We start from the raw sequence: 17,007 nt of genomic DNA on the forward strand, positions 1-17,007 counted from the left end.
GGCGGCACGAACGCGCACGTGCTGGTGGAAGCCGCCCCGGCCGCCGATGCGACCGCACGCGTGCCGCTGGAGCCCCCACGGTTCCGGCGCGTCGACCTGGCGGATGCCGACGCGCGTAAATCGACGCCGGCGGCGACCGACCGTACGGAAGCCGTGGCAGACGTAGTGGAAGGAGCGTGGGAATGACGTACCGAACAGCGCAACGACGGATGGCCTCGGCATGGATGTGACGTTCCTCGTACGAAACTCGAACCCAGTCGTGGCCAGCCACCAGGTGCACGGCTTCAAGGTGTTGCCGGGCCTGACCTACATCGACCTGATCTACCAGTTCTTCCGGCGCAGCGGTCATCGTTTCGACGAACTCGAATTGCGCCACCTGGCCATCCACCAACCCATGGTGCTGCCTGGCAACGACGACATTCTGGTCGAGATCCAGGCCCCGGAGATCCGTCCGGGCGTATGGCGGGTGATGGTCGAGGGCACGCGACAACAGGACGGCCGGGCGGTCGCGGACAAGGCGTGTTACGCGATGGCGGAGATGCATCGCTGCGAGGTGCGTTTCGATACTGACGAAGACCAGGCCGAGCCGCCGATGCCGCAGGGACGGCTGGATTCGGACGACATCTACGCCACGTTCCGTCCGCGCGGACTGGTGCACAGCGGTTTCATGCAGGTTCGCGGGGTGGGCTTCTCCACGCCGACCCATGCATTCGCCGAGGTCGGCCTCAGCGACGAAGCCAAGGACAGCAACGCGCAGTACATGTTCCATCCGGCCTTGCTCGACGGCGGCGTCACCTGCGCGTCGGGCATGTTGCCCGGCTCCGACATCGACGACGGTTCGCCGGGGGGCGGCCTGTACATTCCCCTTTCTTACGACGGCTTTCGAGCCACGTCGCTGGTTCGCGGCCGTTGCATCGCGCGTATCGACCATTCGACCTTGCGGCGGCGCAACGACCTGTTCCTGGTCACTATCGATTTCCTGGACGAGGGCGGTCGCAAGATCGCAGAACTGCGCAACCTCGCCCTGAAGGCCCTACGCCGCCAGGACGCGATCAGCGAGGCATCGGGCCAGTCCACGACGGAGGACGGCGCGATCGTCAGCCTGGCCAGCGGCAACCGCGTTCCCAGGGCGCCGACGTCCGTGACGAAAGCCCCGGTCGCGAACGACACTCCGAACGACGCGACGGCCTCGCTGCGCGAACTGATCGCGAGCGGTATCGCCGACCGGCTCGGCGTGTCCGCGGCCGACATCGATCCCGCCGTGGGTTACTACGAGATGGGCCTGGATTCGGTCGGCCTGCTGCATCTGGTGAAGCTGCTCGAGGAGCGTTTCGGGATGTCGTTGTCCCCGACGCTGCTCTTCGAATACACCACCATCGACGAGCTTGCCGATCACCTCATGGAGCGTTACGGCGACGCGCTCGCCGCCGCGCCGTCCGGGGCGTCGGCACCGGTCGCGATCGCGGCCGCCGCCACCGGTGCAGCGGTCGGGCCTCGTCCGTCCGCGCGCGATCCGATGCGCGACGAGCCCATTGCCATCATCGGCATGGCTGGGCGCTTCCCGCAGGCCAAGGACATCGGAGAGCTTTGGCAGAACCTGAAAGCCGGCAAGGACTGCATCACCGAAGTACCTTCGGACCGCTGGGATTGGCATCTGTTCGACGGCATCGAGGCGATCGCCGGCAGGCAGGTGTCGCGCTGGGGTGGATTCGTCGCCGACGTCGACCGCTTCGACGCCCGTTTCTTTCGCGTTACGCCTCGCGCGGCCGAGGCGATCGATCCGCAGGAGCGCCTGTTCCTCGAAGTGTCCTGGGAAGCGGTCGAGGACGCGGGATATACGCCGCGCAACCTCGTGCCGCCGCACGGCGCGGGCCAGCGTCGGCCGGTCGGCGTATTCGCCGGCGTGATGCACAAGGATTACCTGCTGTGGCAGGCGCAGCGCCTGTTCGACGGGCAGTTGCAGTCGCTGGCGATGTCCAACGCCCCGATCGCCAACCGGGTGTCCTATTTCTGCAATTTCCACGGCCCCAGCGTCGTCGTCGACACGCTGTGCTCGTCGTCGTTGACCGCGGTGCACATGGCCACGGAAAGCCTGCGCCAGGGCGAGTGCCAGGTGGCGCTGGCCGGCGGCGTCAACCTTTCGCTGCACCCGGGCAAGTACCTCACCTTCGCCTTGCTCGGCATGCATTCCAGCGACGGTCGTTGCCGAACCTTCGGCGAGGGCGGTGACGGCTATGTGGCCGGCGAAGGCGTCGGCGTGGTCGTGCTGAAGCCCCTGGCGCGCGCGGTCGCCGACAACGACCACGTCTATGCCGTGATACGCGGCAGCACGGTCAACCACGTGGGCGCGGTGAGCGGCATCTCCGTGCCGAGCCCGGTGGCCCAGGCCGACCTGATCGCCGACTGCATGGCGAAGGCGGGCGTCGACCCACGCGGGATCGGCTACGTGGAGGCGCATGGCACGGGTACCGCACTCGGCGATCCGATCGAGATCGAGGGGCTGGGCAGGGCGTTCCGCGCCGGCACCGACGCCGTCGGCTACTGCGCCATCGGTTCGATCAAGTCGAACATGGGGCATACGGAATCGGCGGCGGGCATTGCCGGCATCATCAAGGTCGCGCTGCAGCTGCACCACGCGACGCTGGTCCCGTCCCTGCACGGCGAGCGGCCCAATCCACACATCGACTGGGCGACGACCCCGTTCGTCGTGCAGACGCGCACCGCGCCCTGGGAACCGCCGCGCCTGCCCGTCGATGGCGTCGAGACGGTGCTGCCCCGGCGCGGCGCGGTCAGTTCGTTCGGCGCCGCCGGGTCGAACGCCCACGCGATTCTCGAGGAGCATATCGAGCGCGACGACCCGTTCCGCGCACCGCCGTCGATGCCCGCCATCGTGCCGCTCTCCGCGCAGACACCGGCGCAGCTGCGCGAAAGCGCGCGACGCCTGCTGGCCCACCTGGCCGACGGCGACGCCGTTGTCTCGGGCAACCACCTGCATCGTCTCGCTCACACCTTGCAGCGGGGCAGGGAAGCGCACGCCCATCGCGTCGCCTTCGTCGCGGGTGATCTCGCGTCGCTGCGGCAGGCGTTGCGTGCCTTCCTCGACGAGGCGACGGACGGCCATGAGGTGTTCGAGGGCGCGGTCTCGCCGTCCGGTCGTGGCAACGGTGGCGGGACGGTGTCGTCGCCGGTGGGCATCCGCAGTGCGCTTGCCGAAGGCCGTTACGCCGACGTGGCCCGCGCGTGGACGACCGGCGATACGGTGGAATGGAGCGCCGTGTATGCCGATCCCGCGCCGCGCAGGCTCTCCCTGCCGACCTATCCGTTCGCCGGCGAGCGGTATTGGGTCGAGGAAAGCGCGGCGGTGCCACGCCGCGGCCCAAGCGCCGCCGGCCCACGATCGATGCTGCATCCGGCCTTGCACGAGAATACGTCCAGCCTCGACGAACAACGCTTCACCTCGCGTTTCGACGGCACCGAGTTCTTCTTTCGCGACCACGTGGTGAACGGCGCGCCCGTGCTGCCGGGCGTTGCCTACCTGGAAATGGCCCACGCGGCGCTCGTTCGCGCGACGGGCGACGCCTCGCCGACACGCTGGCGTCTGCGCAATGCGATCTGGGCGCAGCCGATAATCGCCACGGGCGGCGTCGCGGCCGTGCACGTCGGGGTGTATCGCATGCCGTCGGGCGAACTGGGTTGCGAAATATTCGCCGGCGAGGGCGCGCAGCGGACGATCCACTTCCAATGCGCCGCAACCCCTTGCGCGGACGCGCCACCGCGAATCGACCTGGACGCCCTTCGCGCAAGCTGCGACGCCGAACTGCCGGTGACGGAATGCTACGAACTCCTGGAGGCAGGCGGTCTGCGCTACGGCGACGCGTTTCGCAGCATGCGCCGGGTGTGGATGGGCGAGGAGGCCGAGCGGGCGCCGGTCGTGCTCGCCCGGCTCGAACTGCCCGAAGTCGTGCGCCCGGACGCGGATCGCTTCGAACTGCACCCGGCGATCCTGGACGGCGCTTTGCAGGCATCGCTGGGCCTGATGCGCGTGCCTGGCGACCCTTCCGCCGCGTCGGCGCGAATGACGCCCTATGTACCGTATGCCCTCGAAACGCTCGAGGTCTTTGCCGCCTGCCACGGCGCCGCCTATGCGGTGATTCGCAACGGCGCCGGAGGTGGTGCCGCGCTGCGCAAGCTGGAAGTGACCTTGTGCGACGACGTGGGCAACGTGCTCGTGCGGATGCGTGGGTTCGCCGCGCGCCGAATGGAAGGCGGCGACCGCGCCGCGGCCCCGACCGAGCCGCTGACGTTCCAGGAACGCTGGGACGAAGCGCCGCCGCCGACCGACGCGATGCCGTCCGGTCGCATCGTCTGCGTGCACGCGCTGGCGACGTCGCGCGACGTTTTCGACGGCGCCGACCCGACGGTGGCGTTTCGCGTCCTGCCCGACGATGCGACACCGCATCCGGAGGACCTGGGCGCGGCGGATGCGCTCGTGGTCCTGTGGGCGGTGGAGCGTCCGCCCGTCCCGGCAGACATGCCTGCGCTCATCGCGTTGCTGCGCGCAGCGGCGCTGGCCGACCCGCCGCCGTCGCGGATCGTGCTGGCCGCGCTGTGCCGCACGCCGATGGAGCGTGCGTGCGTGGATGCCTGGATCGCCCTGGTTCCGTCGCTTCGACGCATCGCGCCCTACACGCTGCAGATCGTCGGCAGCGTGGTGGATGCGAACGCGGACACGCGCTCTGCCATGCGCAATGCGTTCGGCAACGCGTTACGCGAACTGGCCGACCCGGCGGCGACGAGCGTGTTCCACGAGGACGGCATGCGCCGCGTGCGGCGAATGGTGCCGACGGCGCGAACGAATGCGCGGCCCGTGCTGCGCGAAGGCGGCACCTACCTCGTCACCGGCGGGCTCGGTGGCCTGGGTGGGCACCTCGCCGCGTATCTCGCGCGACGCTACCGGGCCACCTTGCTGCTGATCAGCCGATCGACGCCCGACGCGGCGGCGCAGGCACGCATGCGCGAATGGGAGGCGAACGGCGCGCGGGTCGTCCACGCGCGCGCCGACGTCGCCGATGTCGCGTCGCTGCGCGCGGCCGTCGAAGCCACGCCGGAAATCGGCGGGCGCATCGACGGCATCTTCCACGCCGCCGGCATCGGCGCCACCGGCAGCCTGTTCGACAGCCCGCCGGAAGCGATCGAACGCGTGCTCGCCCCGAAGGTCGCGGGAACGCTCGCACTGGAAGAAGCGTTCGCCGGCCACGCGCTCGATTTCATCTGCCATTTCTCGTCGTCGTCGGCCGTATTGGGAGATTTCGGCGCGTGCGCCTATGCGGTGGCGAACCGCTTCCAATCCGCATGCGCCGCCGCAGCGCCAGCGGGTGCACGGCGTGTCGCCATCCAGTGGCCGTTGTGGCGCGACGGCGGCCTGGGCATGGGCGACGCCGAAGCGACGGCGGCGTATCTCGCATCGAGCGGGCAGCGCGTCCTGGAGACGACGGAAGGCATCGACCTGCTCGAGCGCCTGCTCGGCGATGACCACGGCGTGCACCTGGTGCTGGCCGGCGAGGACGGCCCCTTGCGCCGCTTGCTGGCATCGGCCGGCGTGGGGGTCGATTCGCCCGCGGCTCGCCCGGCATCGCCGGTGATGCCGGCGCCGTCGTCCGATCCGCTCGCGGCGCGCATGCTGCGTGCGCTGCGTACCTTGCTCGGCGAGGCGGTAAAGCTGCCACTGGATCGCGTGTCGGCCGACACGCCACTGGACGATTTCGGCTTCGATTCGATCCTCGCGATGCAGATGACCAACGAGCTGGAGAAGTCCTTCGGTTCGTTGTCGAAGACGCTGTTCTTCGAGTACCACGACCTGGGTTCGCTCAACGATTACCTGCTGCGCGAGCATCGTCCGGCCGTGGCCCGCCTGCTCGGCGTGGGAGCGGACGTGCCCACCGCGGCCACGGCGGCGGTCGCGGCGCCGTTGCGTCCGACCCGGGCGACGGCATCGGTGCCGTCGATTCCCGACGGCCATGCCGTGCCCGACGAGGGCATCGCGATCGTCGGTTTCAGCGGCCGGTTTCCCCAGGCCGCGGACCTCGACGCATTCTGGTGCAACCTGCGCGCGGGCACCGACAGCATCACCGAAATCCCGGCCGAACGCTGGGATCACGCCGCCCGGTTCGATCCGCGCAAGGCCGTCTTCGGCAAGACCTATTGCCGGTGGGGCGGCTTCCTCGACGACGTGGATGCCTTTGACCCGCTGTTCTTCAACATGACGCCGGTGGAGGCCCGATTCACCGATCCCCAGCAGCGTCTTTACCTGGAGACGGTCTGGAACCTCCTGGAAGGCAGCGGCTACACGCGCGACGCGCTGAGGGAGGAATACGCCGGCAACGTGGGCGTCTACGTCGGCTCGATGTACAACCAGTACGGCGCGACGAGCGACGACGAAGGCGTCGACGCCCTCGGTACATCGCCGCAGGCCGCCATCGCCAACCGCGTTTCATATTTCTTCGGCCTGCAAGGCCCCAGCATCGCCGTGGATACCATGTGTTCGTCGGCGTTCGCCGCCATCCACATGGCATGCATGGACTTGCGCGCGGGCGTGTGTCCGCTGGCCATCGCTGGCGGCGTGAACCTTTCGGTGCATCCGAAGAAATACATCACGCTGGGCCAGGCGCAGATGCTGGCCAGCCAGTCGAGCGGACGAAGCTTCGGGCAAACCGACGGTTACCTGCCGGCCGAGGCCGTTGGCGCCGTGCTGCTCAAGCCGCTGTCTCGCGCGATCGAGGACGCAGACACGATCCTCGGCGTGATCGGGGGATCGGCGGTAAACCACGGCGGCCGGAGCAACGGCTATTCGGTGCCCAACCCCGATGCGCAGGCCGCCGTCATGCGGAGCGCCTTGCGCCAGGCGCGCGTGTCCCCGGCGTCGATCGGTTACGTGGAGGCGGCGGCGAACGGCTCCCCGCTGGGTGACGCGATCGAACTGGCCGCGCTGCGCACCGTGTTTTCCGGCTTGCCCGCGCATGGCTGCGCGATTGGCGCGGTGAAATCGAACATCGGACATGCCGAGGCGGCCTCGGGCATGGCCCAGCTTGCCAAGGTGCTGCTGCAGATGCGCCACGGGGAATGGGTTCCGACGATCCAGACCGAGCCGCCCAATCCGGCGATCGTCCTGGACGGCTCGCCGTTCCGCCTGCCGAGGGCCGTGGAGCCATGGCCACGCGAGCGCGGGCGTACCGCCCTGATCAACTCGTTCGGCGCCGGCGGTTCGAATGCCTGCCTGGTCGTATCCGAATACGCGTCGCCCCCCGTGGACGCCGTACCGGTCGAACCGTTCGCCGATCGCCATGTGCTGGTCGTCTCGGCGCGCAGCGTGGAACGGCTGCGCGCCCTCGTGAGCGCGCTCGTGGACGCCATCGATGCCGATCCGCAAATGAGCCTGGGCGACCTGGCCTATACGCTGCAATGCGGCCGCGAGGCGATGGCGCAGCGGCTCGCGCTGGTGGTCGGCGATCGGGCGGCCCTGCGTGCGGCGTTCGATGCCTGGCTCGCTGGCGACGAACGGCCGGTGCCCGGCGCGATCGTCTTCGACGGTGGCCCGGCCGAGGCCGCGGCCTTCCAGTCGTTCACCAGCGGCAGCGCGGGAACCGCGCTGCTGGAGACATTCCTGCGCGAAGCGGACGCGGAGAAACTGGCCATGTTCTGGGCGCGCGGCGGCAAGGTGCCCTGGGCCCGGTTGCATCCCCGCCGGCGCCGCATCCTTACGCTGCCGGGCTATCCTTTCGCCCGTGAGCGCCACTGGTTGCCGTCCGCATCGTCGACGGCCGAGGTGCCCGCCGTGACGCGTCCCGATGCGCCGCGCCGGGTGGAGACGATCGAGTCGGACGGCCGCCGAAGCGTGCCCGTGCTGCACCCCCTGTTGCAGGTGAACAGCTCCGACATCGGGGAGTACCGCTTCAGCAGCACGTTCTCCGGCGAGGAAGGCTGGGCCGCGCGCGACGAGGTGCGCGGACTGCGCCTGCTGCCCGATGCGCTTTGCCTGGAGATGCTCCGCGCCGCGGTGGAGCGCCTGACGGGCGGGCCCGGCACCGCCGTGCGCCTGCTCGACCTGCGTTGGAACGGTCCAGTGGAGATCGCCTCCGCGCCGGTGACCGTGCACGTCGGCATGCGCCCCGCCGCGGCGGGGCGGCTCGACGTCGAGGTGTATTCGCTGACTCCGGGCGACGGCGACGGGTCCCGGCGGACGCATCTGCGCTGCATGGCGGTGGCGGCCGACGATCCCGCCGAGAAGGGCGACGACCTCGCGCCCTGGCGCGATCGGGCGACCAACCGCATGCCGGCGCCGCAATGGATCGCAATGATGCGACGGATCGGCCTGGCATTCGGCGAGCCTTACCAGCGGGAGGGCGAGGTAGCCAGCGGCGCGGACGAAGGCGACCGCCGTTACGCCGTGGTGGACATCCCGATGCCGCCGATCGTCGCCGCCGTGGACGCCGGCTTCGGGCTCCCGCTGGCGTTGATGAACATCGCCTTGCAGGCGGCTGCCTTGCAGGTGGCGCGCAGCGGCGAGGACGAGCGCACCATCGTCTTGCCCGCCGCGCTCGCCTGTCGCGATCTGTGGATGGGTGGGCGCCTCGCCGAGGCCCGTTCCGCGTGGATCCGCCGCGGCGACGCGGGCGACGGCCAGGCCGTCGTGGTGGACATCGACCTGCTCGATGCCGCGGGCGTCCGGGTCGCGCGCTGCCGCGGCGTTCGCGACGGCGCCGGCGCATCGCTTCGCGACGCGGAGGCGGACGGACACGCGGCGACGGGGGGATACGCGATCGGCAGCGCGTCGCTGCTGGCCCTGTCACACCGGGACGTGGCGGCGCCGCGCAACGAGTTGGAGACGACACTGCTCGGCATCTGGCGCGAAGCACTCGGCTTTTCCTCCATCGGCATCTTCGATACCTTCCTCGATCTGGGCGGTAGTTCGCTTCTCGCCGCCCGGGTCGTCGCGATGATCGACGAGCACTACCGCGTAACCATCGAGGTGCCGGCCCTGCTGCGGCCGGACGGGACGATCGCGCGGCTCAGTGAGTTGCTGGTGATGGAACTGGCCAGGCAGGTCGCCGCCGAAAGCGATGGATGAAGGAAAGCCGCATGACTTCCGAACCGGACGACATCTCCGCTCTCTCGCCCGAACAGTTGCAGGCGCTGGCGAATCGCCTGCTAAGCCAACGACGCGGGGCGGGCGCCGCCGAACCCGTTCGCGCGTCAGGAACGCAGGCGCCTCTGACCTACGCGCAGGAGGCCCTGTGGCTGGTCGAACGGCTTGGCACCGAGGCCACGGCATATAACGAGACGGTGGCGCTGCGCATCGACGGTCCGCTCGATGCCGACGCATTCCAGCGGGCGCTGGCGTGGATGGTGGAGCGGCACGACGCGCTGCGCATGCGCATCGTCACCGCGGCGGACGGCAGCGCGAGCCAGGTCGCGGAAGCGGCGCTTCCGGTGCCCGTCGAGCGCGTCGACCTGGAAGGTGCCGACGACGAGGCCTGTCGGCACGCCGTGCGGCAACGGGCGGAGCTTCCCTTCGACCTGCATGTCGCCCCCTTGTTTCGCGCGTCGCTGCTGCATCGGGCCGCGACGTCCCACATCTTCGTCTGGGTGGTGCACCACATCGTCTGGGATGGCTGGTCGTCGCAGATCTTCGTCGCCGGACTCATGGACGCGTATGCGGCCTTTCGGGCCGGACGTCCGCCTTCGGCACCGCGCGAGGCGTCGATGAGCTACGCCGAGTTCGCGGCGTGGCAGCGCGGCCGCTTCACCGCCGAGGCGTTGCAGGCGCAACGTGCGTTCTGGCGCGATTACCTGGACGGCGCGCCGGCGCTGCTGCGCCTGCCCCATGCGCGCGAACGGCCAGCACGACGCGACTTTCGCGGCGCCACGCATCGGTTCCAGCTTCCGTCGTCGACGCTGGGCCGGTTGGACGCCCTGGGTCGCGCCGCGAGCGCCACCCTCTACATGACCCTGCTCGCCGTGTTCCAGGTGTTTCTCGCGCGCCTGTGCGACATGCCGGATATCGTCGTCCGGACGCCATCCTCGGGACGCACGCATCCCCGGATCGGTGGCGTCATCGGGCTGTTCGTCAACCTGCTCGCCCTGCGCACGCGCGTCGAGGAAGGATCGTCGTTCAATGCCCACCTCGTTAGGGTGCGCGAACGCGCGCTCGAGGCATTCGGGCACCAGAACTTCCCGTACGAATGGCTGGTGGCCGAGCGCGCGGGTCGGCGCGACCTGTCGCACGAGCCGATCGCGCAGGTCGATTTCGTGTTGCGCGACGCGCAGCACGACGGCGACGGCGTGGCGGGCCTGAAAATCAGCCCGGTGCAGGGCGCGCCGTCCGGCGCGATCAACGATCTCACCCTCGTCGCCCAACCGACCGCGAGGGGGCTGGATTGCGAATTCGTCTACGCCACCGGATTGTTCGATGCCGACGACGTCCAGGACTTCGCCGAGCGTTTCCTTCGAGTCGCCCATGTCGTGGCGGAGGCGCCCGACGCGTCGCTTGGCGACATCGACATGCGCCTTTCGAACGGCGTTGCCCGCTCTCGCTATCCGTTGACCGCCATCCAGCGCCTGCGCTGGGCGGACTTTCGGCGGCGTGGAGGGCAGGGGCTGGATCCGCTTCTGATCGTCGCGACGCTGCCGGCCGACGTGGATGTCGCGACATTGCAGCGGGCGGTGAACGCGGTGACCGACACCACGGTCGCCCTGCGTCTGTCCTTTGCCGGCAACGCGCGTGATGGCGTGTGGCAGACGATCCTGTCGTCGGCGCACGTCGAGGTGCGCGTGGAGGATCGCGCGGCCCCCGAGGTCGCGTCCACCGGTCTGGACATGCCGGCGATGCGCTGCCTGCTCGTGCCGAAGCCGGGACACCCCTCCGAGCTGCAGGTGCGTTTCCATCCCCTGGCGGTGGACGAGGCTCAGGCGTCGGCGATCGTGCGGCGGTGCCTGGAAGGGTGCCGTGCGTCGGATGGCGCCGCTGCCGTTTCCGACGAGGAGCCGTTCGTCGCCGAACTGCGCGCCTGGCGCGAGGCGGCCTACGCGCCGCGTGCCGCGGCGGCGACGCGGGCACGGCTGGCCGATCTCATGGACGCCGTACCGGTGGATCCCTTTCCCGCGTCGGAAGCTTTCGCCGAGGATCGCAATGAGGGTGGACGATCGTCCCTGGAGCGCAGGCTCTCGCCGCGCTTCGCCGCGTGTATCGACGCCTGCGCCGCGAGCCTGGGGCATTCTCCCCACGACGTACTCTTCGCCTGGGCCGTGCTTTTCCTGCACCGGCTCGGTGGCATGCCGTTGCTGCGCTTAGGCGCGGTGCTGCGTGCGGGCGACGCGGATGGCGCGCCGGTCCGGACACCCCGCGAAGCGATCGTTCCGGTGGCATTCCGGCAAGACGACACCGCGGACATGGCGAACGCCGTCATGCGCATCGTCGCGAACCGCTCGCGCACATTGGCGGACCCGGCCGCGGTCGCCTCCATGCAGGCGTTGCTGGACGACGAAGGGGGAGCCGGCTTCCGCGTGGTCGTCGACGTGCACGACGATGCGCCGATCGCCGCAGTCGCCTTGGCCACGCGAGGGGCGTCGCTTATCCGCATCGTTTGGCGCGGTCCCGCCGAGGGTCCGACGTTGCGGTTCGACGTTCCCGGTACATCGGGGGCATCGTGGGAGCGCGAGGCATTGCTGGAAGCCTTCGCGCATTTCCTCGACGGCGCGGCGCGACAGCGACCGACGGATTCGCCGGTCGCGCTCACGCTGCTCGGCCATGCGGCGCGGGCGACGTTGCTCGAACGCTGCGCCGGCGACATCACCGACACCGCGTGCGTGGTTCCCGTGCATCGGCGGTTCGCCCGTCACGCGCGGACGACGCCCGAAGCCGTGGCGCTGCGCGCGGAGGGCGAGACGCTGAGCTACCGCGAACTCGACGAGCGCGCCAACCGTTTCGCGCATCACCTCGTCGCGACGGGCATCGGCCCCGGAGCGCTCGTCGGCCTGTTCTTCGAACGCTGCGTCGCGCTGGTGGTCGCCATGCTTGGCGTCCTCAAGGCCGGCGCGGCCTATCTGCCCCTGGACACGGATTCGCCCGACGCTCGGCTCGAATATTTTCTGGGTCAGTCGCGCCCCGGTCTCGTCGCGACGGACTCGCGCCTTCACGCGCGGCTGGCTGCGTTGCGCGGCGATACGCCGTCATGCGTCGTCGATGCGGCCGCGTTCGCCGACTTCCCGGCCACCGCGCCGGCGGTGGAGGTGGACGGCGCCTCGTCGGCCTATGCCATGTACACGTCCGGATCGACTGGCATGCCCAAATGCGTGGATATCCCGCATGCCGCGTTGCTCAACCGGCTTCGCTGGATGGAAGACGCCTATGCGATCGGACCGGACGACCGCATCCTGCAGAAAACCCCGTACACCTTCGACGTCTCCGTCTGGGAATTCCTGCTGCCGCTCATGTGTGGCGGATGCCTGGTGCTCGCTCGCCCCGGCGGCCACCGCGACGTCGACCAGCTCCATCGGATGCTGGGAGACGAGGGCATCACCGTGGCGCATTTCGTGCCGTCGATGCTGGCCGCCTTCCTCGCTCGCGTGGATGTCGTCGAGGCGCCCGCGCTGCGGCACCTCATCTGCAGCGGTGAAGCCTTGCCCGCCGATCTCGCCCGCCGATTCCTGGTCGCGCATCCCACCGCGCGGTTGCACAACCTGTACGGGCCCACGGAAGCGGCGATCGACGTCACCGCGTTCGAATGCGCTCGTGGGGACGTGCCCGATCGCGTGCCCATCGGCCGGGCGATCTGGAATACGCGCATGCTCGTGCTCGACGATCGGCTCGATCCCGTCCCACCCGGGGTGTCCGGCGAGCTCTACATCGGGGGCATCGGCCTGGCCCGCGGATACCGGTACCGCCCGGACCTCACCGCCGACCGGTTCGTCCCGGACCCCCATGCGACAGAACCGGGCCAGCGCATGTATCGGACCGGCGATCTGGCCCGCTGTCGCGGCGACGGCACGATCGACTACCTGGGCCGCCGCGACCAGCAGGTGAAGTTGCGTGGCGTGCGCATCGAGCCCGGCGAAATCGAAGCCTCGCTGGCTGCCCATCCGTCGATACGCGATGCGGTGGTCGTGGTGAAGGAATACGCAGGCGACCGGCGCCTGGTCGCCTACGTCACGAGCGTGGACGACCAGGCGATCGCGACCGAGACCTTGCGCGACCATCTCAAGGCACACCTACCACCGCATATGGTACCGGCGGCGGTGGTGCGCCTTTCGTCTTGGCCTCTCTCGGCGAACGGCAAGCTCGATCGCAACGCGCTGCCGCTGCCCGAAGGACGGGACACCGGCGAGCCGAACGGAGGCCATCCCACCGGCGACGCGGAAGAAGCCCTGGCCCGCATCTGGGAGGACGTGCTAGCGGTGCGCGCGGTCGGTCGTCGCGACAACTTCTTCGAACTGGGCGGGCACTCGCTGCTCGGCATACAGGTGCTCGCGAAAGTGCATACGGGGTTCGGCGTGGATCTTCCCTTCGAGGCCCTCTTCGAATGCCGCGACCTGCACGAACTGGCGAAGCGGATCGAGACGATCCGCTGGTCGCGCGATGCGGCGGCGTCGGCCGGTTCGGAGGTTGCCAAGGAACGGGAGCGGTTCGTACTATGACTTGCGATGAAGCAGGGGAGCCTCGCGATCATGGTGGATTGGCAGGATGAACTCGCGCGCGCCCTGGGCAGCGGCGATCCGGCAGGGATGAAGGCCGCGCTGGAACGCGTGCCGCACGACGTGCTGCGCGAGGGCGTCCCGGTGTTCTCCCGCATGGCCGACGACGCGCTCGGCAAGAACGACCTGGAGCAGGCGCTGACCTATCTCGACCAACTCGTCGCGATCGAGCCCGACGAAGCGCGCTGGCGCGCGGAGCGCGCGAGGGTCAACCTGCGCCTCGACGAGCCCGGCGCCGTGATCGAGGACGCGTCGCGGATCGTCGCGATCGATCCCGATTCCGTGGTGGGTCACCGCCTGCTGGCCGAGGCATATCACAATGAACGCGACCGCGCCGCTGCATTGGCCGCCTATCTTCGCGTGCAGGCGCTCGATCCCGACGACAGCGGCGTCGCCGAGCGCATCGAACGGCTGCAGGACCAACTGCGCAAGGACGACATCCTGCGCCAGGCGCTCGATCCGGAAGCAGCGGAAGCATCGCCCGGCAAGCCCGAACCGCTTCCCGCGGTGCCCTTCGACCCCGTCCTGCTCGGCGATCCGGCGATTCCCGAATCGATGAACGCCGCCATGGTGGGCGGTCTTCGCCAGCACCTGGTCCGCTACGGCACGCATCAGTCGTCGCGCAATGCGCTCGCGCGGCTGGAGGATGCCGGTTGGGTCGCCGCCTGGGACCGGGCGTTGCGTATCACGGCCGGCAAGCGGGTGCTCATGCACGGCAGCGAACTGGGCGTACTGGCCGTGCGCGCCCTGGTCCACGGCGCGGCGCACGTCACCATCGTGGAGCCGTCCGCGATCGACGCGCGGATCGCTTCCGGTGTGGTGCAGAAGCACTTGCTGACGGCCTGGCACGCCGCGCACGGCGAGGAGATCGCGAGATGGAGCGACGAGCAACGACGCAGCTCGTTCGAAGCCTTCGCCGCGCACGTCGACGTGCTGCCGGAGGACGACGCGTCCCTGCAGCCGGCGACCTACGACTGGCTCGTGGTACCGGACATCGACCATACGCTGCTAGGTACGGGCATCGTCCGCATCGTCGAACGCTATCGTCGCGGCGCACCCAACCTGCGCGTGCTCCCGGGGCGTGCCCGCGTCTTCGCGATGGCGGTGCAGTGGAGCTATCCGGGAGCTGGCCTCGACATCGGTCCCTTGTCCTCCTTGCGCTGGAGTCCGTACCCGCTGGCGGTCTCCTCGCCCGCGGACGCGTGGACGGCGCTGACCGCGCCGGCCGACCTGGGGGAGATCGACCTGGGCGACTTCGCATCCGGCGTGCGCACGTGCGAACTCGCGGTGACGGCCGATGGCACGGTCGAGGCGATCCTCTTCTGGTTTTCGATCGAACTGGGCGACGCACGCCTGGATACCGGCATCGACGGCGGACTGCGTTGTCTGCGGCCCGCGGCGCACTACGTCGATCCCGTCGACGTGGCGTCGGGCGCCACGTTCACGTTGGGCGTCGGCCTGGGAGCCACGCGCCTTGCGGTGACCACCGAGCCGCCCGCGCGAATGCCGCGAACGGCCATGCTGCCGTCGTGGTACGTGCCGATGGTGCTGGATGGCGCCCGCAACCGGGCCTATCGCGACGCGCTCGCCTCGTTCCTGGACGGTGCCGAAGACACGCGGGTGCTGGATATCGGCGCCGGCTGCGGCTTGCTTTCGGTGATGGCGGCGCAACTGGGCGCACGCGTGCATGCGTGCGAAGTCGATACGCGTCTGGCCCGTGTCTCTCGCGAGGTGGCCGCGGCCAACGCGGTGGACGAGCGGGTCGAGGTGCTCGCCATGGATTGCCGCGCGCTGACCGTGCCGGCATCGCTGCCTGAGCGCGCGGAACTGGCAGTGTTCGAGTTGTTCGATTGCAGCCTGATCGGCGAGGGCGTGCTGCATTTCCTGGCTTACGCGCGGGAGCATCTCCTGGCGGACGGTGCGACTTACCTGCCGATGGCAGGGCGCCTGCGCGCGATGGTCGTCGAGTATCGACTCGAACGCATCCTCGACGTCGACGTCAACCTGCTCAATCCTTATCGTTTCACGGCCGAGTTCAGCAACGTCGACGCTCGTGAAATCGACTACCGTCCGCTGAGCGAGCCGTTCGACGTGTTCGCATTCGATTTCGCCCAGGCGGATCCGTCCCCGCAGGAGCGTGAGATCGACATGGCTGCCGTGGCCGATGGCATCGGTGGCGCGGTGCTCTTCTGGTTCGACCTGGAAATGACCCCCGGGCGCTGGCTTTCGAACGAGCCCGGCCAGGCGCCGGGCTACCACTGGAAGCAGGGGCTGCAATTCCTCCCCGAAATACGCGTGGCGAAGGGCGACGCGTTGCCGCTCACCGCAGGCCATAACGGAAGCGCGCTGATGTTCCGCTGGCGGCAGGACGCGGTGCCGGCCGAAGCGTTCTCGGCGCTGCCCCGTTTCGATCCGCGCGTGTTCCAGCAGGCAAGCGAACTGCAGGCCCAGACCGCCGACCTGTTCCAGCATTGCATGTCGGATCCGGCCGAATACCGCAGGGTGGCCGGGCTCGCGCATCGCTTCGCGGTCGAGCCGGCCGCGCATGGCATCGACCCACGCATCGCGGAGCGATTCGTGGCGAAATTCCTTCCGGCCCGCGACTGATCGATGAACGATGCGGCCGCCGGGGCGACGGTGCCCATCCTCTACGGCTCGCTGCCGTCGCGCGCGTTCCGTTGCCTGTGGATGCTCGAGGAGCTGGGCCTGGCATATGAGTGGGTAGGGGCCAGCGCCGACGACATGAAATCCGCGGCGTACCTGGCCCTCAACCCGAACGGCCGGATGCCCGTGCTGCGTGACGGCGCCCTGGTTCTGTGGGAGTCGATCGCGATCAACCTCTACCTGGCGAAGAAAGCTGGCGGTCCGCTCTGGCCGACCGCGTCGGCGCGGCAAGCGACGGTGCTGCAATGGAGCTTCTGGGCCGTCAGCGACATCGAGCCTCATGTGGTCGCGGCGCTCGCCGATGGCCCCGCCCGAGCCGGCGAGCATGCCCGGCGCCTTGCCGCGCCGCTGGCCGTGCTCGATGGCGCACTTGCGCGCTCGCGCTTTCTGCTCGGCCCAACGTTTACCGCGGCGGACGTAAACGTCGCCGGCATCCTCAGTTCGGTCCGCGCCACGTCGATCGACCTGGCCGCGTTCCCGGAAGTGCGCCGCTGGCTGGCGCAATGCATCGGGCGCCCCTGGCCGAGCCGATTCTTCACCACGCCTCCGGGAGCGGCCGTGTCGGCTCCGGGCATGTCGCACCCATCCTCCGACTGA

The 17,007-nt window shown here is 69.5% G+C and carries 5 protein-coding genes; all 5 read left to right on the plus strand.

What is annotated here, in order from left to right:
- A partial coding sequence (locus tag JNG39_RS20730) for a hypothetical protein (protein WP_368313857.1) occupies positions 1-186 on the plus strand: 186 nt, incomplete at its 5' end.
- 34 nt (positions 187-220) lie between these two features.
- Positions 221-9,124 carry an SDR family NAD(P)-dependent oxidoreductase gene (locus JNG39_RS20735; RefSeq protein WP_368313858.1) on the plus strand — a complete coding sequence of 2,968 codons (8,904 nt, stop codon included), beginning with the start codon at positions 221-223 and terminating at the stop codon, positions 9,122-9,124.
- Positions 9,125-9,135: 11 nt separating this feature from the next.
- Complete coding sequence (locus JNG39_RS20740; RefSeq protein ID WP_368313859.1) at positions 9,136-13,689, plus strand: amino acid adenylation domain-containing protein; 4,554 nt, start codon at positions 9,136-9,138, stop codon at positions 13,687-13,689.
- A gap of 30 nt (positions 13,690-13,719) precedes the next feature.
- Entirely contained in the window at positions 13,720-16,353 is a 2,634-nt protein-coding gene (locus JNG39_RS20745; RefSeq protein WP_368313860.1) for a 50S ribosomal protein L11 methyltransferase, read from the plus strand.
- A gap of 3 nt (positions 16,354-16,356) precedes the next feature.
- Positions 16,357-17,007, plus strand: coding sequence for a glutathione S-transferase family protein (locus JNG39_RS20750; protein ID WP_368313861.1), 651 nt, complete (start codon positions 16,357-16,359; stop codon positions 17,005-17,007).

It is taken from the genome of Luteibacter sp. CQ10, assembly GCF_040900725.1.
In the GTDB taxonomy this organism is placed as follows: domain Bacteria; phylum Pseudomonadota; class Gammaproteobacteria; order Xanthomonadales; family Rhodanobacteraceae; genus Luteibacter.